Genomic DNA, 22,402 nt, shown 5'->3' with positions numbered 1-22,402 from the left:
AACTCTACGGGAGGGGCCGGGAGTTGGCAAACCCACGGTCGAGGAAGTCAGCGACCCGACGGATGTAGCCCGGCCGGTCCTGGAAGTAGCCGCCGCAGTGGTCCGTCTCGAAGGTCACGAGCTCCGCCCCACCGGGCCCCGCCGCCTCGACCAGCTGGAGGGAGTGGGAGTACGGAATGATGCGGTCGGCCCGGCCGTGGAGGATGAGGATCGGGCGAGGCGGGATGGTGTGGATGACGTCGATGGGACGCACCTCGTCGTAGGAGTAGCCGTATCCGATGCGGTTGATGAGGTTCGCCAGCGGCAGCAGTGGCGTCGCGGGGAAGCGGTGGAGTGCGAGGTTGGAGCGGACGACGTCGCTCATCGTCGCGAACGGCGAGTCGAGCACGAGCACCTCGATCCGCGGGTCGCGGGCGGCGACGCAGATGGTGGTGGCCGAACCCATGGAGAAGGCGACGACGGCGATCCGTTTGGTGGGGCGTTCCCGGGCGGCCCAGTCGAGCGCGGCCTGGAGGTCACGTTGTTCGTGGTGGGCCAGGGACTGTGGGCCGTCGCCGGAGTCGCCGTTGCCGCGGAAGTCGAAGAGCAGGACCTCGTGACCCTCCCGCCACAGACCGGGTCCGATGCCGAGCATGTCGGCCTTGGAGCCGCGGAATCCGTGGCAGACGATGACGATGTGGTCACTGTCATCCCGGGGCAGGAGCCACCCGGCGATCGGCACCCCGTCGGAGGTGGTGAAGCTGATGTCCCGGGCCTCGGCCCCCACCTCGAAGGGCGAGAAGGCATACGGCAGGTCAGGGCGTCGGCGGGCGTGGAGGGTCCAGCCGACGGCACCAGCGACGGCGGTCGCACCGACGGCTGCCCCAAGGCTGAGCCACGAAGCGGCTTTGACAAGGAGGTTCATGCCTTCTCCTCCAGTTCGAGGGCCATGCGGATCAGGAGCAGTTGTTGCAGGTCGTGGCTTCGGTCGGTGTCGAGGTTCGCCGCCTCCACCAGGTCGTCGAGGTTCTCGCCGTCGCCGCGTGCGAAGAACAGCCGGTACAGCTCGGTGCAGGTCTCCGCGTGCGGGCGGAAGTCGTGGGCCCGCAGCTCCAGCAGTGTCACGAGGAGGTGGACGGCGTGGTCGCGGTTCCCGTCGGGTTCGGCGCGGACGGTGTCGAGGAGTTCGGCGAAGGTAACCCCGGCCTCGTCGAGGCCGTCATGGGCGTGGTGGACGGTGCCGGTGCTCTCCGAGTCGCACTCCCAAGTGGGGTTGAGCAGGGCCTTCAGGAACCAGGGGCGCCCCGCGGCGCCGCTCAGGGCGAAGCCGCGGAGGATCCCGGAGTTGCAGTCGGAGGAGGCGGTGGTGCTGCCGAGTTCGTACAGTTCGGCGAGGATCTGGGCCTGGCGGTCGGGGTCGGTCAGCTTGGCGACGAGGACCGGGGTGGCCTCGTCGAAGAGGTTGTGACCGTGGCAGGCCCGGATGGCGTCGACGATCTGCTGCTGGTACTCGGCGCAGTCGAAGTGCAACAGACCGTGGGCGGCGGCATGGTTGAGCGACCAGCGCGCTCCGCCCGCGGGGGTGAACACCTCGCGGGCGAGGACGGCCTTGACTGGTTCGTGGCGCATCTCGGCGAGGGCCGCGAGCACGTCGTCGACGGGGCCGCTGAGGAGATCGTCGGGCTCGTCCGGGGCGTGCAGGCCGCTGGCGACGAGGTGGGCCATGAGTTGTTCGGCCTCGGCCGGGTCGCCGTGGGCGACGACGATGGGCAGCAGGTCGGCAGTGGCGTGCGTCGGGTCGGCGAGGAAGGCGGCGAGGGCAGCGCGGGCGTCGTCGTGGTCGCCGTGCCGCACGAGATGATCCACCAGCACCGAACGCTCGCAATGGTCAGGGGTGACCAGGAGGCGGTGCAGGAGGTTCACGTGGGCTCCTCGGACGGGGTCAGACGGGCCGGATCACCGCCGACGATACCCGTCCTCAGGTCAGGTCTGCGCTCTCGACCTCCGGGGCGGAATGGTCGCGCTCGGTCACCGCGAACCGGGAGAGGAGGCCGACGGCGACCAGGACGGAGCCGACCACGGGCAGGAGTTCACCGACCACGTGGGAGACGATGAAGGGGATGTCGACGTACTCGGTGCGTGGGCCGCCCACCTGGGCCCCCACCGAGACGGCGACGGAGAGGCCGACCATGGTCACCCCCATGCTGACGAGGATCCGGCGGGCGCTCGCGTGGACGGGACGCACCCACGCGGCGACGAGGTCGCTGAGGAGGATGGCGATCCCGACCCCTCCGACGGTGGTGGCCAGGAGCACGAGGACACCGAGCGTGCCCTGGAGGATCTCTGCGAGAGGTGTGCCGCCGATGAACCACTGGGCGTACTTGAGGACGCCGGCAAGGATGATTGAGACGACGGTGATCCACAACAGCCGCGTGGCATTCGTCAGACGATCAGGCATGGTGACGACCCCCTTTCACCCGAACCGTCGTGCTCACCCGGCCGGGACATCATTGTTCGGGAAGTGATACCGCCTTCCACCCGCTGAAACCGGAAGAGCAACCGCCCAAGAGGGCGCGCGGATAGGAGGAATCGTGACGAGGATCCACACGGCGGCCTCCGGGCAAGGCGGACGACGAAGAGTGTTATTCACGACCTTCTTCTCCGCTGCTCACACCGGAGCGCGCGCGCCAGCGCGCCGTCCGTGTCGAGACCCCTGACACACGGTGCAGGAACTCGAGTTGAGCGGGAATCCCACGGGGTCTCGACACGGGACCTCCGCAGGCTCCGGCCCCGGCTCGACCAGCGGTGGAGAGGACGGCGCTGAAACCGAAAAGCAACCACCTCGGCTCCGCAAATAACACCCAGGGGGAGGGATCAGAGGGAGGTGTTCGTTGTGCCGGTCAAGCCGTCTCACCTTGACCGACACAAAACCCTCGGGTCAAATCCCGGAGTTCGGCAGCCCTGGCCGTGGCCTACCCGGTTCAGGAGCCACGGGCCGCGACGGGACGGGGACGCTTGACGGCTCCGGGGTCGTCGGCTGGGGTGGTGTCGGTACCGGCGCGCTGGTCGGTGACGGCAATACTGGTGGAGCTGTGGTGGGAGAGCCCGTGGGCGCTGGACCAACCGTCGGGCCTGGAGTCAGCGTGGGTGGTTCGGTCACCGTCGGGGCGACCGTCACGCTTGGTGACGGCACGGTTGGTGACGGGCTCGGATCCGCCGTCGGCAAGGACGAGGCACTCTCCGACGGGAAGACTGTGGGCTCGCCCGTCATGCTCGGCTCCACTGTCGGTGATGGCGCGGGGCTTGGTGACGCTGTGACCGACGGTGACGGACTTGGCGAAGGCGTCGGTGTTGGAGTCTTCGTCGGCGTTGGTGACGAGCTAGGGCTCGGTGACGGCGAGGGTGAGGGCGAAGGCGTGGGAACTGGACCGTCACCGACTCCGGGCTTGTCCTCGGTTGGCCATCCCGGAGTCGAATCGCACCTGTCCCCGATGCCGTCCTCGTCATAGTCGGTCTGGCCGTGGTTGGCCACATCCGGGCAGTTGTCACGGGCGTAGGGGGTGGAGTCGCCGTCGTTGGTGATCATCGCCTTGGTGATACCGGTCGCGGTGGCTCCGGTGTCGGTGGTGATCTTGACGGTGATGTCCCCGATGAATTCCTTGGCCCAGGCGTAGTTCAAGAACGGCGACCGGGTGGCCTTGTCGTATCTGCCGTCCCCGTCGAGGTCCCAGTCGTACCGCACGATCCTGCCCTGTGTCGTCCAGGAGGATCGGGCATCCAGGATCAACGGGTCCCCGATGGCTTGAGCGTACGGGCCTTGGATCCACACCTCCATCTCCGGGCGCGCCTCAGCATCCGGGTCCGTATCCGAGGTCGTCTCATTCGGTGAGGTATTGAGCTTCTTCGTCCCCGTGGGCAACCCGATCTTGTTGATCAGTGCCAACCCCATCTGCCGATGGCCGATCTTGTTCGGGTGGTACCACTCCATCTTCTCGGAGAAGCGATTGGACTCAGTTTTTCCTGAGGGGGTCAAGTAGCCGTCTGTCTCGAAGAATTCGTTCACCCAGCGGTAGTCGTTCTTCGCCCAGGGGCTTGGGTCGGGTTCATGCCCTTTGAAGTTTTCCTGGATGGTGTCAACGTAGTAGGCCCTCGGAACCTTGACTCCGATCGAGGCCATGCGCGCTCGATAGGCATTCCAGTCCCTGACTGCGGCCTGCTGCACCAAGGCCAACTCCTTGGCGCCCTTGAGTATCTCGGCGCCCGCAGGGTACTCATCGTAATCCAAGCAACCTGTTTGGGCCAAGGCATAGCAGGTGTTGAAAATGTAGTCTCCAGCGTTTGGTAGAACCAGATTCGGGTATCCCAGCAGCACCATCTGCTTGAGATCGCGGCCAGGACCTTTTAAGCTTCGCGCGATAGCACTGAACACCTCACCAGTACGCCGACGCAATCCCTCAGGCCCCGGGTCCTTGACGAAATCCCGAAAGCTGTCAACGCTTTCCCTGCAACCCCTTGCATCTCTCAGACCCATCGCAAAACACTCCGTGATCACTGTTCCGAACCCACCATCATTCCCACCGATAGTGAACATCACAATGTCAGAGTTTGGCGGCAGCTCATCAACCTGCTTATCGAGCACGTCTTCGATGACGTGTCCAGAGTGGGCGAGGACCGTCAAAGGAGCATGAACTCCCTCACGCTCTACCCAATCACGGTAGTGGTTTGCCCAGTTGTTCCGACTCCGATACGCTCCAGGGTCAGCAGTATCGTAATCACCCGCGCCATTCCCGGCTGAGTAGGAATCACCCAGCAGCGCCATACGCACCACTCGTGTCGGCGGCTCCTCAGCGCGAGCACTCGGCGACACCACACCAAGGCACGATAAAGCCATGACGAGCGAGACACCAAGGAATGCTCCCTTAAACATGGATCACCTTTCCTCAGGAGTAGAATAGAGATATCCGAAACTGGAAGTCTGGATGCTGTTGCAAGCACCGATCTGAATCGACAGATGCGATCAAGGTCCCCCCATGCTCACCATACTGCTTCTTCGCAACAGCTTTTTGAGAAGTTCTAAGCTCAGGATTCTCGACCCAGCCATGTTTTTCAGCAGAGTCCATGACAGCATCAAACGCTCGACTCACTGAAATATCCAGCTTGTAGCAATACGTGATACTCGGCGGGGAAGGCTTCGGACTGTCGTTGACCGTCTCCACCGTGCCCAGCAATTCCAACCCTTCCCACATCACTGAGGCCATCGGATCAGTCTTCAACGCCCGCATGCCTCGATCCCACTCCGAGGCGCAGCCAGCCACCAGCAGACACACCCAAACCACCAAGGTCACCGCCGACCTCCAGCAGCGCATCATCGCCACCTCCACCTCACGGATCACGCCAACCTACGCACAACCCCGACGCCACGTACACGAGAAGGAACAAGTTCCCTGTCAGCCAGATGGTCAAGCAACTGCCCTGCTCACCCTCTTGGTCACGGCACCACCATGGTTGTGCATGACGGCACGCTGACGCTCGCAGTCCGGCTCGACCATCGGAGAAGAAGGGGCGTCCACAGCCGCGGGTTCACAGGAATGCCGGGGCGGGACCAAACGCCCACCCCGCCCCCGACACGCAACGAACCCCCGGTGTTGCCACCGAGGGTTCGAGTAAGCGTCGTCTGGCGGAGGCCCTAATAACCTACTCGAGATATTCCTACCTCCTGCCGCAGCTCCGCCAAGCCCTCCGACAGCTCCACGAGGCGCCGCAACAGCAACGAGACCACACCCCGCCCCGCCGCAACCTGTCCCTCATCGACACTCTCGGCCCAGCCACCGTCAGACGCATGGTCGCAGACTGCACTGCAGGCATGTCCCAGGCAGCCGTTGCCCGCAAATACGGCGTGGCACCCAGCTCGGTCTGGAGGTATGTGAACGCAGCCAAGGGAGCCCAGGTTAGTGTGGCTTCAGCACTGGCAACCTGCTGAGCCATCGTTAACTCACTTCTGCTAACAGCCCCCGGTGCGTCAGCCACACGTCCGACACCACCGCCCACACAGATTCACTGCATTCCCTTTGAATCCTGCAAAGCAGGAGTACAGTGGCAGATCATCCCAACCTACGTCGGGCACCCGCCTGACGGGCTGCCCACACCACTGGGAAGTCACCGATGGCTGGGAGGTGGACCCAAGGATCGATTGACATGGCCAGTCTGCAGGAGACGCCCCACATGGCCGGATGTGCTGCTGACGAGATGATTGAATTTTCAACCAATCTGTGGGATAATGATACCCACGATGGAACAACGAGGTTCACGATCAACATCAGAGTCCAATAGTACACAAGAAGCGGTATGTCTAGACTATCCATGGCAGAAGGAAGATGAAGTGGTTAAGAAACAATCAGCACAGCAGACCCAAGAGATCCAAGAAAATCGTCGCCCAGGAGAACTTCGCCTGCCAGATGAGTCATTTTTCCCTCCAGCTTGGACCGTCGAGAAAGCCGGCCGCGAATTTTACAGAGGAAAGACTCTGGAAGAAATTCTAGCCCACGGTAGATCATTCCTGAGGCGCTAGCCTTTTTAAGACTCGTCGACGGATCATGAACAGTAGTGAGTACAACCGGGAGGTCCGCGAGAGCGAGTCTGCGACCAAGGCTGCCGTTCTTTTGGCCTATCCAATTTGGGTTGTGCGCAAGAACATCCTACATGATTACTCTGGACAGTCACGTTCGGAGCACGTAGTCAAGACAACTATCGACTTTGACTGGGAGTTAGCGTGCAACTTACTTCAGACCGGGGACAACGACCAAGATAATTTGCCGCCAGAACACATAATTATACCCATCTCAATGCCTTCAAAGTCGTACGTCATTAGCATGGATGCAACGGAAGGGGGAGTTCCCACCCATGTTGCAAGCAAACGGGTCAGTAATCTTATTGGAGAGTACATCCTTGATTTCGTTCTCGGTTCCGTTCTCGATGAACTAGAACGCGAATATAGTTCAATCCCGGAGTGCATATGGCGGATTAACCGAAAGATCGTTGCCACAAGTTCCGCTGAAGTAGAGAAAGCAGAGTTTAGACACGACTTGCTCGCGTGGCTACATGGCTGGGCTGAGCCTTCGAAGCATATCCAAGTCTGCCAAGTTGGGGACTGTCCTGGAATGACCCTCTGGAGGGAACTTCTACTGCAACCCAAATGGCGAGATGTGTGCGAAACTTTTGCAATAAGATACGTGCGCGCTTTAGTGGTGACAGCCCCGAGGGGGCCAATAGCAATTGCAAAGACGTCTGAGGTTCATGAGGAAAAACTGGGCAGCATCACAGAGTCCCTTCCTTTAGGGGCCCTAGATATCCAGGCGCTCTCTCTGCGTCGCCTACTAGAGATAAAGTATCCAGCGGACATAAATATGCTTAAGTGTCGCCCACCGGAACAGTCATATTTTGAAGCAATTGAAGAGGACAAAGAAGATGCCACGAATCTATCTGTCGATCAAGGCGGTAGCTGGGCATATCTAAAGCTCCACAAGGAGGATCGAGGCTCTCAGACCGAGATACGTCGCGCACGAGTCAATATTGTATCGCGGCGCTCGACATTGATATTTCCCGGCCTCATCTTGGCCATATTGGCTTGCTCGGCGCAACTCTATTTCTTAGCACGCTACACTAGCGGCCACTTTAATCTTCAAAAAGTCGTAGATAACCCTTTGGCCGTTGCCGTAACCGTGCTAGTTCCCGTCTTAACACTGGCTTACGTCTCTACCAGCAGGCATGTCTTGCTTGTTTACCATATCAAAGTGTATCATAGTTGGCTTGTTTTTAGCCTGCTTGCTCAACTTTTTCTTGCAGGACTTGCCTCGCTACTACCAGACAGGAGGGCGGCGATATTCCTACTCTTACTAGGGCTCAGCGTTGCTTTTTTAACCTGCCTGGTTTTTGTCGACGCCATGCGGCAAGGTTCTAGCAAACGATTTGTCAGTGCAAGAGAAAAGTTCTTGGAGGCATTGGCCCAGCTTGGTCTACTACGCTGGTGCCTCAGCCACTTAGTGTGGTTTGCATTTTCCCTACTTGCCGTTGCCGCCCTCCGAAGAACCAGTTCGATTCAGACAAACGTGCAGCCACCGACACTTTTGGACGTCCTTTATATATTCATGCCCCTGGCAATACCACACACCTATCTCTTAGCTCGCTTCCTCTCTAGAACAGCGCGCCGCATTATGGGCTACCTCATCACCATGTTTTATCTTTTGCTGTCTGCCGGGGTAGCCTCCACCCTAGGAGACAGTACGGCCATTAGCATGGTCTTCATTTTGCCCCCACTGTTCTCTTCGATTGTGTTAGCCTGGATTAGCCTCTGGGCATACGCTCATGCTGCTGAATTACGACCGACCCACAGCTCTTCGGCTAACGACAATCCATAACATGCCACCCGTCAGATGCGAGTTCCGCCATATCCTCGTCCGTAATCGTGTACCTATATTTGGTTCGCACGACTACATGAACTTCAGGCTGGCGCTCAGTATCAGCCGGGACTGCGCCATGTTCGATGCTATCGATTGCAAAGTAGAGGCCGAAACGCTTCGATGCAGCCAAACCAAAGGAGCCGGGGAAGAAGCTATGTCCAACAGTCGGGTTTATGCCGAACCTCATTTCACGCATGAGCGTTACTACCAAGTTATCAGCAGTGTCGTGGATTTGAAACCGTAGCGTAGCAACAACTGACATGAAATCATTCTACCGGTAATCCTTCTCCTCCTCAACGGATTAAAGCAAACCCGCATCAGGATCTCGGGGTAGCCCCGTGACACCCAACCCACGCACCAGCGCCCCGGCATCAACTTCCAGGCCATCAGCGATCTTGATGATGTTGTGCAGCGACAGGTTGCGCTGTCCGCGCTCGACCTGGCCGATGTAGGTCCAGTGCAGCTCGCAGCGCTCCGCCAGGGCTTCCTGGCTGAGGCCACGTTCCTGCCTCGTCTGCCGAACGCGCTCTCCGAACGCCCGGGTCGCGGGCGACAAGGGCGGTTTCGGAACGGGACTTGGCACGATAACCATCCCAGTTCGCCGAAGACCTTAAATCCAGAGACGATAAGTCCCATGACGATGTATCCTGTTAGCACCGTTGACGGAAGGAGGTCATGATGGGCGGCGAGTGAGCATCAAACGGCACCGACCCCATCCCTGGCGTCGGTGAACAGCGCCCGCTACGCCACCTTGGCTGAGCGGGCGCTTCCGTGTGCTCGCCCGTCTCCCGCATTTCGCGGAGAGAGACTCCTCACCTCACGCGTCTGGCCTGACCCGCCCAGCTCCTCATCCTCCAGAATCCATACGAACGCTACCCCGGCTCGCGGCAGCACCCAGCCGTCATAGCTCATGGTGTACTTCTTGACACCAGCCACATCGGGAGCTTCACTCACGCGAGCCCGTCGAGTGCTCGAGATGAAGTCCACCAGCTTCATCTTGGAGACTCCAGCATCCTGGTAGTGCAGCTCCAGCTCAAACCCCTTCGTCGGACGGTCGATGTCGAAGTGGACCACATGACCATCGCGCCGCAACCGCGACCGGTAGGTAAAGGACATGACCACCGCTTGCTCAGCCTCCACAGCTGCCTGACCCACATCGACGGTATACATCTGGCCAAACTCATCCGCCGTCCGAGTAATCTCCACTGGTTCTCCATCCACCATGAACTCGATGAGCGCGAAGTTCTCAGGGTCCGTTACATCCAGTCCTGTGCCCGCAGGCTTGAACCACACACTCGTCTCACCCCGCTCGGCAGTCAGCTGGTCGTAGCGCTGGCGGTCGGAGACCACGGCGAACTTGCGGAAGCGGTGCTTCGGCACCACCGTGTACTCCCAGCGAACCAGTAAGTCAAAGAAAGGGTTAGGGGTTACACCCCTAACCCTAGGTATACCTAGGGTCGCGTCGACTCGTGCATCCAACCAGCGCTCCTCGGCGGAGATGGCTTGGTGCTTGATGTCCGCATACACCTCACGACCGAAGGCTGCATCACCGAACCGCATTCCCAGACTGTTCACCGCCAGCTCGTCCAGCAGCTGCGGCGTCGAGATACGCCTCAGGTCATCGGTATCGAAGCGGAAGCCCTCGATGACCGCCTCACGCATGGCGGGCGCTTGCTCGCGGATGATCTGTCGAAAATGCTCCAGCGTCGCCTCTTCCTGATCCTTGCGGAAGGAGTACTCGAACAGCGTGCCCAGCACCCCGGCTCCGAAGAGCGCACCACCAATCTCCCCGAACGGAATAGCCCGTACCCAAGCCCACGACCCCAGTTCAACGCTGCCCAACCAGCCACCCAGCATGATGACCAAGATGCCCGCCAAGGTCAGAGCCACCGCCAGGAGGGCCGCTTTGGTTTTGCGGAGGCGATGAGGGAGGGGTTGGGGTTTATGGCGAGGCATGACTACGTTTAATTATACTACAACACGCGTGCACCCACCAAGATCTTGAACCCCTAAAGCGCATTTAAAAATACCGAAACTCCCGTTTAGCCGCATTCTGATCGCCACCCCGAATGAAAGTGCCCCATAAAACCCAGATCTACCAATACCCAACTTGACATATCCATCCGCAAATGAACCTGCACCGCTGTCTGACAAAACCTCTGACAACGATTGCGATCATTTCGAAAAAATCATGAGCTATTGGAGGGGGAGACCAAAACATAGTCACGGTTAGGGCCTTGGAAATTGATCTCTCTCAACAGCCCCCGTGCTGGCGAAATATCGCCTCGCCGACAGCATGGCGGTGGGGTCTGCCGTGACTCGTGTCCAAGAATGAGAATTCCGAATATGATTTGACCTCAAGCCGATGTAATATTTCGACCAGCTCTCCTGCCCTAAAGTACGACCTAACGTGCCTTGACGTTGGGCTTGCATGACCAGTTTCCAAGGACTCCCGCTCTGAGTTCCCTGGATCACCCTCCAAAAAGACAGAAGTCAACAAGTATCCTCCTCGACTCAAGGCACCGGACAAGAAGGAGGAGATTCCCGGAAAGGCCCTGCGGTCGATGTGTGAAAGCGTGGTCATGGCAAGGATCGTATCGAAGGTACACTCTCTGAGTGAGCTAAACGCTTTCTCAGCCACATCCGCGATAGCCAGTAATCGCCAAGAATACCCAAACAGCCGAGCATTGTGCACCAGCTGTTGCAGTCCAGAATCTGACGGCTCAACAGCGACTGCCTGGCAACGAGGGAACCTAATCATTATGTAATGCAGGTTCCTTCCTGATCCCGCGCCAATATCCAAAAGGGACAAGGGGGATGGCGTGTAGCAGGTGAGGTACCCGTCGAGCAGCCCGCTAATTCCCGGAAAATAGGACTGTTTTTCAAATTCGGGAAAATTATCTTTCAAGTGGCCAGCATTGTTTGACATTAATTCCATGGCTGGGGCGACGGAGTCATGCAATGAAGATATCGATAGAGACGCGTCCAGCAGCTCAGTAGCAACGCTTAAGGCCATAGCTCTCCGAAGCCAGAAAGTGTCAGTATGGAGTTCGGGGTCAAAAGTATAATTCAAACCAATTTCATGACTGGGCTGGAATGCACGAGCAGCTAGCAACTCAGTGCTACCGTCTAGAGCAATCACATGTCCACGTACCCGACGCAAAGTTCTCCTGACCGTAGGAGAAAGAAGGAACAAGGCGCCTAAATCAGCTACTTGAGTTCCGGAACTAATCCCTTCTCTGAAAACCGCTTCGGCCCTGCGCACCATCGCTGAAATGCCATCCAAAGAAACTCCGTGCGAAATTACTTCAGAAGAACTAAGCATCTGATCAAAGTCGAAAACCGGGACGCCAGCAGAGGCTAAAGAGCAGCCCAACATACTTTTTCCTGCACCTGAAGCACCGACAATCCATACTTTCTCTGGAGCATCGACATTCGTGACATGCGTGCCGTCATCTGTATACGGTCTCCAAGGACCGTTCCACGCACGTAATCGCTCTCTCCAGCTCTGAACTAAATCTGTCTCTGTGCACACTGAATTGACGAGCTCAGTGTCAAAAGGCGGCAGGAGAAGTTCACAACGAAAAGTGAGAAGAGTCTTGAGTTGCGAGGCGCATATTTTGATGCCTTTGGCTGCAAGTCCGGCTAAAGCGCCGTCTCCTGAAAGGGCTAGCCGAAGAAGGTTCACCCTATCAGAGATATGTTCAGAAAAGTCGCCAAGTAAGGGGGGTCTATACCCCTCGTCATGTGCTGCGATAAGAAGAGCTGCCTCAGAAAGCTCGGAGTCAATCTTCTTTGGTGCCGTGAAAAGCGAGCAAGGACCGGGCATACTGAATTCCTCCTTCGTTGCGAGAGATCGTCAGATACTCCTGAAAGAGCTTTACAACTTGGAAGTGCGCCGTTGGTCCATGCGCGATGAGCTTGTTGGTCAGACCTGCGTTGATGGCGTTGAGTGCATAAACCCCACCATCGACCGCACCCATGCCGTAGTAAATCTGCGTGATTCCAGCATTGACACAGGCTCCGATGCACATCAAGCACGGCTCAAGAGTCGAATAGAGCACAGCGTTAGAAGCCAGACTCCAGATTCGATGTCCAAGACATTCGATCATCGAGTTCTCTCCATGGCACGCGGGGCCCCCGCGAGCAACACGGGTTTCTCCAATAGCGACCACTTGCCCGTCAACGGCAAGTATACAGCCAATGGGGTTTTCACCATTCTGCATCGCGCTGCGAGCCGCACCTAACGCGCGCTCCATTAGCCTAGCATCATATTCATCCATTATTCTCCTCCTTTATTTCGAAAGCGCTGAACAATACTTTTAATGAAATCCCAGCAGGCGGAAGCCGCTATCCCGAATAATACCGTAGAAGCAACAGAGCGCGCAAGAGGTGTCTCTAGCGGCGTAAGTACTTGTGCCGCTACGTTTGGGGCAAGGATAACTAGGCTACTTGCGGCGGCCCCAGTCGTCAATAAACCAATTTTCGCGGCTTTGACTCTCAAAGCCGCCAGAATCTGTATGGTTCGGTAACTAGCTTTCCGTTCACTAAGCACGGTTGACTGAGTAATCAACCAATCAGCGGTCGGCCATGTGGTTATCATTTCAGAATGTTCTTCGTCTTGGAGTTCCCAGTAACCTCGAACGTCATCAATAGTAGACATGAGGAATTGAACGCACTTGGAATGGCCGTAATCGGCAAACCTATGGCTTATGGTCAAAGCAATCAACATATCGCAAGCCGTGTTATTGTTGACTACAGTCTCGGCAGCGTCTCTCCGGGAAGTTATGGATACCTTTTGCGTTCGTATCGTGCGGCGTGCTTGTCGTCGCAGATACCTAAATCCTCTTTTTATGGCGCTGTGGCCGGGAGGGAGAAGATCTGCATCTATCAGCGTCACAAGGGCTCGTGCTGTGTCAGATGCATTAACGGGACCCTTGAGAGACTTATTGGAGCGCCATCCCCCTGTGGCAGGATCTTGGCACTCCAGTATGTAATCCCTTACTTCATCTTGCATTTTCGGGCTCAAATTGCCTGTCTGATTGACTGCCAGCAACGCCGAACACGTGGCAAATAATGAGTCAGGTTGATCTCGCCCATCTTGGGAATATGGCCATGCCCCCTCCGAGGGACGATACACCTCCAAAAGCCATTTTATCCCGTCATTAATCGCCCCCCGTACTCTCCGGCGCACATCTTGCGGAATAACTCGATTCTTTACCATAATCAGAGAACGCACGGCGTCAGCTGTGGCCAGCACGGAGGCGGGGTACGCCAAGATTAGTGGCCAAGAGCCACACTTAACCCTATCGTGATACTGTTTGTTTAGGAGAAAATCGACTAGATTTCGAACTTTCTCATAGTCGTACCCATTGCCTAAGGCAGCAGCAATAGTCGCCGCGGTAGTCCAGCAGCCGCTTCTATCACCCGGCTTTCCAGCGGGTATACCTCCATCTTCATTTTGCTGCCTCAGAAGCCACTCCACTACTCTTGAGATTACAGGACTCTTCTGGCTCCCATGAAGAGGGCTCAAACCTATCGCAATAGTCATCGCAAGCCACTGCTCTCCCTGTTGGCCATTCGGGATGATATGAGAGGTATCATCTTGCCTTCAAAGAACTTTTACAAAATGTGCCCATTTGCCTCTCCCGTCTTCATGGTTAGGTATAGGTTGCTACTTTGTTCGACGCAGTTCGCTGGGGAAGAAGTGTAGCATGATCTGCTTCTTGGTGTAGTTTCGACGCGGCGGCCGGGTCGCTGATCAAACCGGCTTGCACATCTTGCAAAAGATGCCATTCAGCTCTTGACGCATGCTCCGTCGCCATGCTAAAGGACTTGCACTTCCACCATCACCATCGTCCTGTGGACCATCACTTCCGCGACGACACCTTCGGGCAGGGACGCCTCGTTGCGCCACGTCACCGTACGCGCCGGTGCACTGCGCCCCTGCACAGCCACCGTCACGACCTTGTCCGTGAGGCGGCGACGCTCCTTGTCTACTACCAGATTCCTCAGGTCGGGCAGGGCCACCCGCCAGCGTGTGTTGCGGTAGCTGCCATCCTCCGCCTGCCGAGTATGACTGCTGGTCAGCTCCATGCTGGCTTCGTCAGCTTGCTCTTCATCTCGCCACAGCCACACGGTCACGCTGGGCGGGGCAGAGTCAAGGTTTGCGAAGTCCATCTGGTCCATCAGTAGGCAGTGCCCGTGGTCGGGTGTCCCGGTGAGGGTCAAGGTGAGCAGTTCTCGTCCCAGTCGACCCCGTACGGTGGCCATGGCTACCAAGTCTTCCGCGATGCTTCGTAACCCCCGATCCGACCAGCGGCGGATGGTGCGTTGGTCCTGGTAGTCGAAGTGTTCCGCCGTCATCGTGAGCCGGTCCAGGACCGTCTCCGCATCACTCGAGATACTCAGCGCTGCTGCTGCCTCGAACCTCGTGCCGCGTTCGTAGCGTCGCAGTTCTCGCTGGAACGCCATGAACGCCTCCACCAAGTCACCCTCACCGCACAACTGCACCAGCACCGGGTAGCCGCTGAACTTCGCCATTGTCAGCTGTCCGTGTAACCCACGCAGCCCCACCAGTGCCGTATGGGCCTCATCTACCCGCGCGGGGTCGACTGTCGGCACATACGGCTCGCTCGCCACGAATCCCGGCTCCTCCATGCCTCGCAGTCTGCCACCACCCCCCTTGGCCAGGAACTGTCACTTTTCTGTCACGACCAGCCATGCGCTCCTCCGCTGGACTGGTGTCACGAAGCCCGACCAGCGGCTTCCGTCCACCACTCGAAGCGTTAGGAGCCCCTCTCATGTCCCTCCTCCCCACCTCCTCCTCCCACACTGGCCTGTCGGTGTTCGGTGAGTCCGGTTCGTCCTTGCCCCGGGCCGTCGCTCGGCCGGTTCAGCGTGAGCTGGACTGGCTGCAGGGCCGCAGTGAGGTTGCTGCCGCTCGGGACAGTGCCCGAGCTGGCCTCACCAACGCGGCCATGCACAACGTCGGCACCCTGGTCATGACCGGGCAGAGTCTGTCCCAGGTCGCGCCGGAGAGTGCGCCCTACCTGGAGGCGCTGCTGGGTGCCTAGGCCACGGGTGCGGCTCAGGCCATCGCGAGGTTCCAGTGACCATGCTCAGCATCATCGCTGCGGTCTTGACGCTGTGTTTCCTGGCAGGAATCGCTCTGCTGGGGTGGGGGCTGGTCGAGGTCTACCGGGACCATACCCGCGCCCTCCAGCGCTACCAGCAGCGTGAACAACTCCGCATCCACCACGACGCCCAGCTCCTGGCCCGGCAGCTGCAGGCTCAGGCCTACCGTGTCCAGGCAGACATGCTGCGCACCGCCATGCAACACATGGACCAAGAGCGCCGTCCCCGCCAGGACTGGGGAGGGCGTCATGGCTGAGACCCCGTCCTCGCTGCTGGACAAGTTGCTTGGCTGGTGTTTCACCATCCTGCTGGCCGCCCTCGCTTTGAAGATCGCGGTGGAGCTCATCTGCAGCATCTGGCCCTGGCTCCTCACCGGGCTGGCCATCACGGGGGTGGTGGCCTTGGCGGGGTGGGCGTGGGGGAGGTGGCGCTGAGCCGCCCTCCAGCCCGCCGTGAAACCAGGCCCGACGCACCCGTGTCCCGTCTGTTCCATCCGGTGTTGTGAAATACACCAAACCCATTGACCGTTCAATTAATTGAACGCATACTCAGGGCAGTTCCTCGCCCGTGGCTGGTCCGCGAGACCCAAGGCGGCATCGTGCCGAGCCGGACCAGCCCCCTGCTGCGAGTGAAGCCATGAGATTCAAGTAAGCCCGTGAAAGGAGGCTGTATTCGTCATGCCCAGAAACAACACTTCTCGTCGTCAACCTCAGGCTGCCAAGCCGCGCTCTCGCTGCAGGTCCGGTGGCTCCGGTGAGGCGTCCCCGGGGCGCCCGCGCCGGGTTCATCAGGTGCGGGTGCGCTCCACGCTGCGCCGTGAACCGGATGTGCGCCGTATCGCTAGGGCGGTCATCGAGCTGGCCCTGGCCGAGGCCGAACGTGACGCCGGTCTGTCCCACGACGCCTCGCCGCACAGCACTGTTCATGCAGCGGAGCAGAGGGAGGTGTCGTCATGACGCTGGTGCCCGTGAAGACGGCTCCGCTGCCTGCTCGTTCGGTCAGTGGGCTGGTGTGGCGTCAGCTGGTGCTGCCGGTCCCGGTGGATGAGGCGCGGATGCGCTCGGTGGTGGCGGCCCTGGCCGCCCTGCCGGGCAGTCCGCATCTGGCCTTCGAGGTCCTGGCCCGTGCTGGTCGGGTGTGGTGGCGTCTCGGGGTGGAGCCGTGGGCGCTGCGTTCGGTCCAGGCGCTGCTGCTGGCCCATCTGCCGGGGGTGCGGCTGGTTGACCCGGGTATCCATGTGGTGCGGACGGGGCAGCAGCTGGCGGTACCCCGTGAGGCCTTCCTGGCCACCGACACCCCAGCCACGGCCCCGGCTGCGACGGTGGCGGCTGTCCGCTTCAGCCACACCATGCTGCATCCGCTGCGCACCGACCGCACTGAAGCCGTCACCCGGAGTCTGCTGGCGGTGCTGGCCGCGACCGGGAAGGGTGAGACGGTACGGCTGCAGGTGGTGTGTGGCCGCAGGCTGCCACCCCGCCGTTACCCCACCGGTGAGGGCATGAAGACCCCGTCACGGCAGGTCACGGCCAGCCTGGAGGAGCCGGGCTTCCATGTGGCGGTACGTATCGGGGCATCCGCGGCCAGTCCTTCCCGGGCGCACTGGCTGGTCTCCCAGACCGCCGCCAGCCTGAAGGGCCTGGAACTGCCACCGGTCCGGCTGCGGCTGTGGCGCTCCACCCCCGGCGCCCTGGCATCCGCACGCTCCCCCTGGCTACTACCACTCCACCTGCGCGCCTCTGAACTGCCCGGACTGCTGGCCTGGCCCGTCGCCGAGGGACTGCCCGGCGTCGCCAGCCCCCACCCGGCAGTGCTGGCACCCTCGGAGGCCATCCACACCGCGACGGCACCAGGACGGCGGATCATCGGGGAATCAGTGAGCGACCCCGGCACCCTGGTCGGACTCTCGGGCGAGGATTCGTTGCGGCACCTGCACCTCATCGGGCCGACCGGGGTCGGCAAATCCACTCTCATGGCCCACCTGGCCCTGGCCGACATCCACGCCGGGCACGCCGTGGTGGTCATCGACCCCAAGGGCGACCTGGTGGCAGACATCGCCGCCCGTATCCCCGAACCCGTGCTGGATGAGACCGTCGTCCTCTCCGGCAAGGACCCCCAACCAGTGGGAATCAATCCACTGGCAGGCAGCCGGGATCCAGACCTGGCCGCCGACCTGCTCCTCGGGGTGCTCCACTCCCTCTACGCCGACTCCTGGGGACCACGCACCCACGACATCCTCCACGCCAGCCTGCTCACCCTCGCCCGACGCGGCGACGCCAGCCTGGTCATGGTGCCACTGCTACTGACCAACCCCGGCTTCCGCCGCTCCATCACCGGGCAACAGGCCAAGCGCGACCCACTGGGGCTCGGCGCCTTCTGGGCCTGGTACGAAGCCCTGTCCGACGGCGAACGCCAACAGGCCATCTCCCCACTACTGAACAAGCTGCGCCCCATCCTGCTGCGCCCCCAACTGCGCGCCATCTTCGGACAACGCCGACCCCGCTTCTCCTTCACCGACCTGTTCACCCACACACCAGGACAAGGAGGCGGAAAACCGCCACGGGTGGTGCTGGTCAACCTCGCCAAGGGAGCCCTGGGGGCCGAAGCCGCCCAACTGCTTGGTTCCGTGGTGGTGTCCCTGGTCTGGCAAGCCGCCCTCGGACGGGCCGCCCTCCAAGCCTTCGGCCGCCGCCCGGTCATGCTGCACATCGACGAGGTCCAGGACTACCTCCGCCTGCCCGGTGACCTCGGCGACGCCCTGGCACAGGCCCGCGGACTCGGCATGGGCCTGACCCTGGCCCACCAACACCTCGCCCAACTCCCACCCGCACTCAAGGCCGGCATCCTGGCCAACGCCCGCTCCCGCGTCGCCTTCACCCTCACCGGAGACGACGCGGGTGTCCTGGCCAAACGCTCCAACGGCCTCCTCACCCCCGCCGACTACCAGCAGCTGCCCGCCTTCCACGCCTACGCCCACCTCCTGGCCGGGGGCGACCTCCAACCACCCGCACTGGTCCACACCACACCCCTCACCCCGGCGCTGCGTCACCCGAACGAGGCAGCCCTGATATCCCGCCGCAGCTACGGACAAGCCCTCACTGACATCGAAGCCGACCTGACCGCCCTCATCCCCAGCCCATACAGCACCAGCGAGGCCAGAGGGGCCGGGGTCATCGGGCGAGTACACCGCACCCCCACCAACCCCGACCAGGAAGGAGCCGCCTCATGATGACCCAGCCACCCCGCCACACCAGCCCTCCCGGGCTACCGGCCGCTGTTCCACCCGGCTCAACCACCACCACGGCAAACCACCAAGCCACCGACCAGTCTGGGCAATCTCGGGGGACGAATACTCCTCGTTCCTCGTCGCCCCCGGCCCGGCAACCACCCGGCAGGGTCGGTGTCCGGACGCGTCGTCGCCTGGCTGCTGCCTTGTCCGACCGGGACCACCAGGTTCTGTCCCAGCTCTGGCAGCACCGCTACCTCACCACCGCCCAGCTCCAAGCCTTCTGCTTCACCGACCACGCCAGCCCCGCATCCGCCGCACGCACCACCCGACGCGTCCTGGCCAGACTGGCACGAGACCACCTCATTCGCGCACTCCAGCGGCGTATCGGGGGAGTCAGAGCAGGCTCCGAAGCAAAGGTCTGGCAACTCGCCCCCGCCGGAGCCCGCATCCTCCTGCCCGACACCGGCCACACCTGGCGCACCCACGAACCATCCGAACGCTTCCTCAGCCACACCCTCGCCACCGCCGACTGCCACCTCACACTCCGTGAAGGACAACAACGAGGCATCACCGTGGCAGTCCAGACCGAACCCACCAGCTGGCGCCACTACACCGGCCTGGGCGGCGAAACCCGACTCATCCGGCCCGACCTCGCCGCCCACCTCACCGGCACCGACCACCACGGCACCTGGGACGACTACTGGTTCATCGAGATCGACATGGGCACCGAATCCCTCCCCAGCCTCCTGGCCAAATGCCGCACCTACACCGACTACTACACCAGCGGCCTCGAACAAGCCCAGCACGGCAGCTTCCCCCGCGTCCTCTGGCTCATGCACGGCCCCCGCGCCGAACACCGCTCAGCAGAACTCACCCGACGCATCCACCGCACCACCCGCCTCGAACCACGCCTGTTCACCACCGCCACCCCCGACCAACTCGACCAGGTGCTGTGGGGCGAGGCGACAGACACCAACCAGCCCGACCAGGGCAGAAAGGACCACCCATGACCCCAACCCTCACCGCCGCACCTCAGCCGCGCGGCACCATCCTCGTCGGTGACGCGCTCAGCCGCCTCCAAGAACTTGAGACGGGCAGTATCGACTGCATCATCACCAGCCCGCCGTACTTCCGGCTCCGCGACTACCAGCACCAAGGCCAACTGGGCCTTGAGGACGCCGTCCAGGACTGGGTGAGTGGCCTCCTCGCCGTCACCGACGAAATGGCCCGTGTCCTGGTTCCTACCGGCACCCTGTGGCTCAACCTCGGGGACAGCTACAGCACCCACCAGCGCGAAGGCGCCCCGAAGAAGAGTCTGCTGTTGGGTCCTGAACGTCTGGCCCTGGCACTCATCCAGCGAGGCTGGACCCTGCGCAACAAGATCGTCTGGGCCAAGACCAACGCCATCCCCTCATCCGTCACCGACCGCTTGTCCTGCACCCACGAGGTCATCTACCTGCTGACCCGCAGCTCCCGCTATTACTTCGCCCTCGACGCCATCCGCCAACCCCCAAAGACCCGCTGCACCACACCAGACGGACGCCCCAGCCCGCCACCACGGCAACCCCGCGCCCACCGACCCCACCATCGCCCACCCAGCCGTCACCGCCGAGGAATGCCCCCGCACTGGCGCGGCCCCAACACCGACGGCGACCAAGGCCTGGCCACCATGAAACGCCAAAAGACCATCTGCCACCCCCTCGGCAAGAACCCCGGCGACGTCTGGCACCTGGCCGCCTCCAACTACCGCGGCGCCCACTTCGCCACCTACCCGACCCACCTCGTCGACCGCATGCTGCTGGCAGGCTGTCCCGAACGACGCTGCCGCACCTGCCGCGCCCCCTACACCCGCCCCATCCGCCGCCTCGGCACCGAAGCCCTCCGCCTGGCACTGACCCCCAGCTGCCACTGCGCCCCAGATGGCCAAGCCAGCGAACCAGGCATCGTCCTCGACCCCTTCATCGGCTCCGGCACCACCGCCATCGTCGCCGAGAAACACCACCGCGACTGGCTCGGCATCGAACTCAACCCCGACTTCGCCCAACTCGCCTGGCAGCGCATCCAGGGCGCCCGAACCAAACGCCAAACAACCCCCACAGACAACCCAACCGCCCACCATCAGGGCAGAAAGGACCACCCATGACCCACCAGCCACACCCCCACGACGCCAACCCCCGAGCCCCCAGCCCTCCCGACCACCAGCAGGCCATCGCCGAAGGCATCCAGCGCCACGGCCCCGCCTTCGCCGCCTGGGCCGACCTCGTCGACGAGACCACCCCACCAGGCACCCTCGACCACCACCTCCTCACCCAATTCGAGGACCACTACCTCGGCAGCTACATGACAACTCAACAGTGGGCCCAAGAAGAAGCCGAAGCCCTCGGCCTCGACGACACACTCGGCCACACCCTCCCCGAAGCCCTCAGGTGGTACGTCACCATCGACTACGACACCCTCGCCCGAGACCTCGAACTCAGCGGGGACATCACCGCCGTGCCGAACCCCGAAGGAGGAGTCTGGGTGTTCCGCAGCCTGTAGCCCCTCCCACGTGGCCCTCCTCGGCCGCCAGGAGCCGCTCCCTTGAACCCACCAGGGTTCAGCGGCTCCTCCACCCCGAGGAGGTGGCCTGCCAGGACACGCACCACGCACCCCCGGCAGGACAAATCCAGAGAGGAAGTGTCATGAAGACGCTGGCCATCCGCCTCGATGACGACCTGCACGCCAGGCTCACCATCGTGGCCAAGCTCGCCGAAGTCTCGCTGACCGACGCCATCCGTCAGGCCATCGAGTCCCACGTCCAGACCATGTCGGCCCAGCCCGACATCCAGGCCAAGGCAGACACCCTGCGCCAGGACATCGAACGGGAAGCCCGCGAACAGCAAGGAGCCATCTCCCAACTGTTCGGAACCACCCCGCCCACCAAACCCACCACCCGCAAGCAGCAGACCTAGCCGCACACGGGAGGTGAACCGGTCCGGACCGACACACCCCACCCACCAGGCGAGATGAGGTCGAGCAACGACACAGCTGCTCCCTCATCTCGCCGAAGAAACCCGTAGTCGACGACGCACCTACAGAGGAGACTCACCAATTGCGCATGCAGCTTGCAAACATGGTGTACGATGCGTCGTATCCGATACCAGTCGCAGCACTTGGAAAGTCCAGGTGCTCAGGGAAGGGCCAGGTCGGGAAAATGAACAAAATTCACCATCATAAAAAGAGTCGCCTCGCATCAGCGGTTGTCAGTGACCCTAAAATGGATGTGATGCGCCTCGAATTTCTTGCAAAGACAGAGAGATTTCTATATAATCTTAAGCGTACGATGCGTTCACTCTCTCCCCGCAGCAACAAAGAATTCCCCTCCTCCACCCAGCAGGAGGCAGAGGTTATAGAAGCCGAAATCATAAATGATGATTTGGATAGCTCGTCCCTTCCAGAGGAAACTCGGGCTTACATTAACCGAAAAAGGCGGGAGGTTCTTGAAGAGCTAACTGGAAAGGACTACGCCGAAATGTTTGCGAATGCCGTAGCAAGGAACCTGGCAGAGAAAGCTCTAGCTACCTCCCGACTCGACCCTCGCGACGAAGACCAACATCTTCGATGA

22 protein-coding genes are annotated in these 22,402 nt (G+C 61.0%); 11 read left to right on the top strand and 11 right to left on the bottom strand.

Translation table 11 applies throughout. From position 1 onward, the window contains the following. Positions 1 to 4: 4 nt before the first annotated feature. The 5 genes from EII35_RS05545 to EII35_RS05525 form a co-directional block, all read right to left on the bottom strand. Positions 5 to 904, bottom strand: a complete 900-nt coding sequence (locus EII35_RS05545) for an alpha/beta hydrolase (protein WP_125227462.1) — start codon at positions 902 to 904, stop codon at positions 5 to 7. Next, the gene (locus tag EII35_RS05540) at positions 901 to 1,902 is read right to left on the bottom strand and encodes a hypothetical protein (protein ID WP_125227461.1); all 1,002 of its coding nucleotides are present in this window, start codon (positions 1,900 to 1,902) and stop codon (positions 901 to 903) included. Before EII35_RS05540 ends, EII35_RS05545 begins: the two co-directional genes overlap by 4 nt. Positions 1,903 to 1,957: 55 nt before the next feature. Further along, complete coding sequence (locus EII35_RS05535) at positions 1,958 to 2,437, bottom strand: hypothetical protein (protein WP_125227460.1); 480 nt, start codon at positions 2,435 to 2,437, stop codon at positions 1,958 to 1,960. Positions 2,438 to 2,917: 480 nt separating this feature from the next. Further along, positions 2,918 to 4,906, bottom strand: coding sequence for an SGNH/GDSL hydrolase family protein (locus EII35_RS05530; protein WP_125227459.1), 1,989 nt, complete (start codon positions 4,904 to 4,906; stop codon positions 2,918 to 2,920). Positions 4,907 to 4,919: 13 nt separating this feature from the next. Further along, the gene (locus tag EII35_RS05525) at positions 4,920 to 5,372 is read right to left on the bottom strand and encodes a hypothetical protein (RefSeq protein ID WP_125227458.1); all 453 of its coding nucleotides are present in this window, start codon (positions 5,370 to 5,372) and stop codon (positions 4,920 to 4,922) included. A gap of 1,200 nt (positions 5,373 to 6,572) precedes the next feature. Between EII35_RS05525 and EII35_RS15855 the strand changes: the two genes are divergently transcribed. Further along, complete coding sequence (locus EII35_RS15855; protein WP_185744192.1) at positions 6,573 to 8,393, top strand: hypothetical protein; 1,821 nt, start codon at positions 6,573 to 6,575, stop codon at positions 8,391 to 8,393. Here the strand turns inward: EII35_RS15855 and EII35_RS05515 are convergent. The 6 genes from EII35_RS05515 to EII35_RS05485 form a co-directional block, all read right to left on the bottom strand. Beyond that, positions 8,377 to 8,697 (bottom strand): hypothetical protein, encoded by a 321-nt coding sequence (locus EII35_RS05515; RefSeq protein WP_125227457.1) that lies wholly within the window; start codon positions 8,695 to 8,697, stop codon positions 8,377 to 8,379. The two genes, EII35_RS15855 and EII35_RS05515, sit on opposite strands and share 17 nt — an antisense overlap. Before the next feature lie 39 nt (positions 8,698 to 8,736). Further along, complete coding sequence (locus EII35_RS05510; protein ID WP_185744191.1) at positions 8,737 to 9,018, bottom strand: helix-turn-helix domain-containing protein; 282 nt, start codon at positions 9,016 to 9,018, stop codon at positions 8,737 to 8,739. A gap of 158 nt (positions 9,019 to 9,176) precedes the next feature. Next, a complete protein-coding gene (locus tag EII35_RS05505) occupies positions 9,177 to 10,301 on the bottom strand; it encodes a hypothetical protein (protein WP_125227455.1) in 1,125 nt (374 codons plus the stop codon). Positions 10,302 to 10,689: 388 nt separating this feature from the next. Continuing rightward, positions 10,690 to 12,264 carry a class I SAM-dependent methyltransferase gene (locus tag EII35_RS05500; protein WP_125227454.1) on the bottom strand — a complete coding sequence of 525 codons (1,575 nt, stop codon included), beginning with the start codon at positions 12,262 to 12,264 and terminating at the stop codon, positions 10,690 to 10,692. Then, positions 12,221 to 12,718, bottom strand: coding sequence for a deaminase (locus EII35_RS05495; protein WP_125227453.1), 498 nt, complete (start codon positions 12,716 to 12,718; stop codon positions 12,221 to 12,223). Before EII35_RS05495 ends, EII35_RS05500 begins: the two co-directional genes overlap by 44 nt. A 1,543-nt stretch (positions 12,719 to 14,261) precedes the next feature. Further along, complete coding sequence (locus tag EII35_RS05485) at positions 14,262 to 15,095, bottom strand: hypothetical protein (RefSeq protein WP_125227452.1); 834 nt, start codon at positions 15,093 to 15,095, stop codon at positions 14,262 to 14,264. A 143-nt stretch (positions 15,096 to 15,238) separates the two neighbouring features. On the opposite strand from EII35_RS05485, the gene EII35_RS05480 reads away from it, so the two are divergent. The 10 genes from EII35_RS05480 (at position 15,239) to EII35_RS05440 (ending at position 22,402) form a co-directional block, all read left to right on the top strand. Further along, on the top strand, positions 15,239 to 15,511 hold the full coding sequence (locus tag EII35_RS05480; protein ID WP_125227451.1) for a phosphoenolpyruvate carboxylase: 273 nt from the start codon (positions 15,239 to 15,241) through the stop codon (positions 15,509 to 15,511). A gap of 35 nt (positions 15,512 to 15,546) precedes the next feature. Then, the gene (locus EII35_RS05475; RefSeq protein ID WP_125227450.1) at positions 15,547 to 15,828 is read left to right on the top strand and encodes a hypothetical protein; all 282 of its coding nucleotides are present in this window, start codon (positions 15,547 to 15,549) and stop codon (positions 15,826 to 15,828) included. Beyond that, positions 15,821 to 16,006, top strand: a complete 186-nt coding sequence (locus EII35_RS05470; protein ID WP_125227449.1) for a hypothetical protein — start codon at positions 15,821 to 15,823, stop codon at positions 16,004 to 16,006. The genes EII35_RS05475 and EII35_RS05470 overlap by 8 nt, the downstream gene beginning before the upstream one ends. A gap of 363 nt (positions 16,007 to 16,369) precedes the next feature. Beyond that, positions 16,370 to 16,528, top strand: a complete 159-nt coding sequence (locus EII35_RS15850) for a hypothetical protein (protein WP_185744189.1) — start codon at positions 16,370 to 16,372, stop codon at positions 16,526 to 16,528. Continuing rightward, positions 16,525 to 18,798 (top strand): type IV secretion system DNA-binding domain-containing protein, encoded by a 2,274-nt coding sequence (locus EII35_RS05465; protein WP_125227448.1) that lies wholly within the window; start codon positions 16,525 to 16,527, stop codon positions 18,796 to 18,798. The genes EII35_RS15850 and EII35_RS05465 overlap by 4 nt, the downstream gene beginning before the upstream one ends. Before the next feature lie 203 nt (positions 18,799 to 19,001). Then, complete coding sequence (locus EII35_RS05460; protein WP_185744188.1) at positions 19,002 to 19,808, top strand: replication-relaxation family protein; 807 nt, start codon at positions 19,002 to 19,004, stop codon at positions 19,806 to 19,808. Continuing rightward, positions 19,805 to 20,941, top strand: a complete 1,137-nt coding sequence (locus tag EII35_RS05455) for a DNA-methyltransferase (RefSeq protein ID WP_125227446.1) — start codon at positions 19,805 to 19,807, stop codon at positions 20,939 to 20,941. Before EII35_RS05460 ends, EII35_RS05455 begins: the two co-directional genes overlap by 4 nt. Continuing rightward, a complete protein-coding gene (locus tag EII35_RS05450; protein ID WP_125227445.1) occupies positions 20,938 to 21,336 on the top strand; it encodes an antirestriction protein ArdA in 399 nt (132 codons plus the stop codon). Before EII35_RS05455 ends, EII35_RS05450 begins: the two co-directional genes overlap by 4 nt. Before the next feature lie 143 nt (positions 21,337 to 21,479). Further along, positions 21,480 to 21,749: a type II toxin-antitoxin system HicB family antitoxin gene (locus EII35_RS05445; RefSeq protein ID WP_125227444.1), complete on the top strand. Its 270-nt coding sequence runs from the start codon at positions 21,480 to 21,482 to the stop codon at positions 21,747 to 21,749. Positions 21,750 to 21,895: 146 nt separating this feature from the next. Continuing rightward, positions 21,896 to 22,402 (top strand): hypothetical protein, encoded by a 507-nt coding sequence (locus EII35_RS05440; protein WP_125227443.1) that lies wholly within the window; start codon positions 21,896 to 21,898, stop codon positions 22,400 to 22,402.

The organism is Arachnia propionica, assembly GCF_003932785.1.
In the GTDB taxonomy this organism is placed as follows: Bacteria; Actinomycetota; Actinomycetes; order Propionibacteriales; family Propionibacteriaceae; genus Arachnia; species Arachnia propionica_B.
Note: the sequence above shows the minus strand (reverse complement) of the source record. Positions and strands in the feature narration are given on the sequence as shown.

Bases quoted from the DNA above. Each gene is read 5' to 3' on its own strand.
- EII35_RS05440 (WP_125227443.1), top strand. From the start codon at position 21,896: ATGCAGCTTGCAAACATGGTGTACGATGCGTCGTATCCGATACCAGTC.
- EII35_RS05535 (WP_125227460.1), bottom strand. From the start codon at position 2,437: ATGCCTGATCGTCTGACGAATGCCACGCGGCTGTTGTGGATCACCGTC.
- EII35_RS05470 (WP_125227449.1), top strand. From the start codon at position 15,821: ATGGCTGAGACCCCGTCCTCGCTGCTGGACAAGTTGCTTGGCTGGTGT.
- EII35_RS05450 (WP_125227445.1), top strand. From the start codon at position 20,938: ATGACCCACCAGCCACACCCCCACGACGCCAACCCCCGAGCCCCCAGC.
- EII35_RS05500 (WP_125227454.1), bottom strand. From the start codon at position 12,264: ATGCCCGGTCCTTGCTCGCTTTTCACGGCACCAAAGAAGATTGACTCC.
- EII35_RS05545 (WP_125227462.1), bottom strand. From the start codon at position 904: ATGAACCTCCTTGTCAAAGCCGCTTCGTGGCTCAGCCTTGGGGCAGCC.
- EII35_RS05455 (WP_125227446.1), top strand. From the start codon at position 19,805: ATGACCCCAACCCTCACCGCCGCACCTCAGCCGCGCGGCACCATCCTC.
- EII35_RS05495 (WP_125227453.1), bottom strand. From the start codon at position 12,718: ATGGATGAATATGATGCTAGGCTAATGGAGCGCGCGTTAGGTGCGGCT.
- EII35_RS05515 (WP_125227457.1), bottom strand. From the start codon at position 8,697: ATGTCAGTTGTTGCTACGCTACGGTTTCAAATCCACGACACTGCTGAT.
- EII35_RS05465 (WP_125227448.1), top strand. From the start codon at position 16,525: ATGACGCTGGTGCCCGTGAAGACGGCTCCGCTGCCTGCTCGTTCGGTC.
- EII35_RS05485 (WP_125227452.1), bottom strand. From the start codon at position 15,095: ATGGAGGAGCCGGGATTCGTGGCGAGCGAGCCGTATGTGCCGACAGTC.
- EII35_RS15855 (WP_185744192.1), top strand. From the start codon at position 6,573: ATGAACAGTAGTGAGTACAACCGGGAGGTCCGCGAGAGCGAGTCTGCG.
- EII35_RS05480 (WP_125227451.1), top strand. From the start codon at position 15,239: ATGTCCCTCCTCCCCACCTCCTCCTCCCACACTGGCCTGTCGGTGTTC.
- EII35_RS05445 (WP_125227444.1), top strand. From the start codon at position 21,480: ATGAAGACGCTGGCCATCCGCCTCGATGACGACCTGCACGCCAGGCTC.
- EII35_RS05530 (WP_125227459.1), bottom strand. From the start codon at position 4,906: ATGTTTAAGGGAGCATTCCTTGGTGTCTCGCTCGTCATGGCTTTATCG.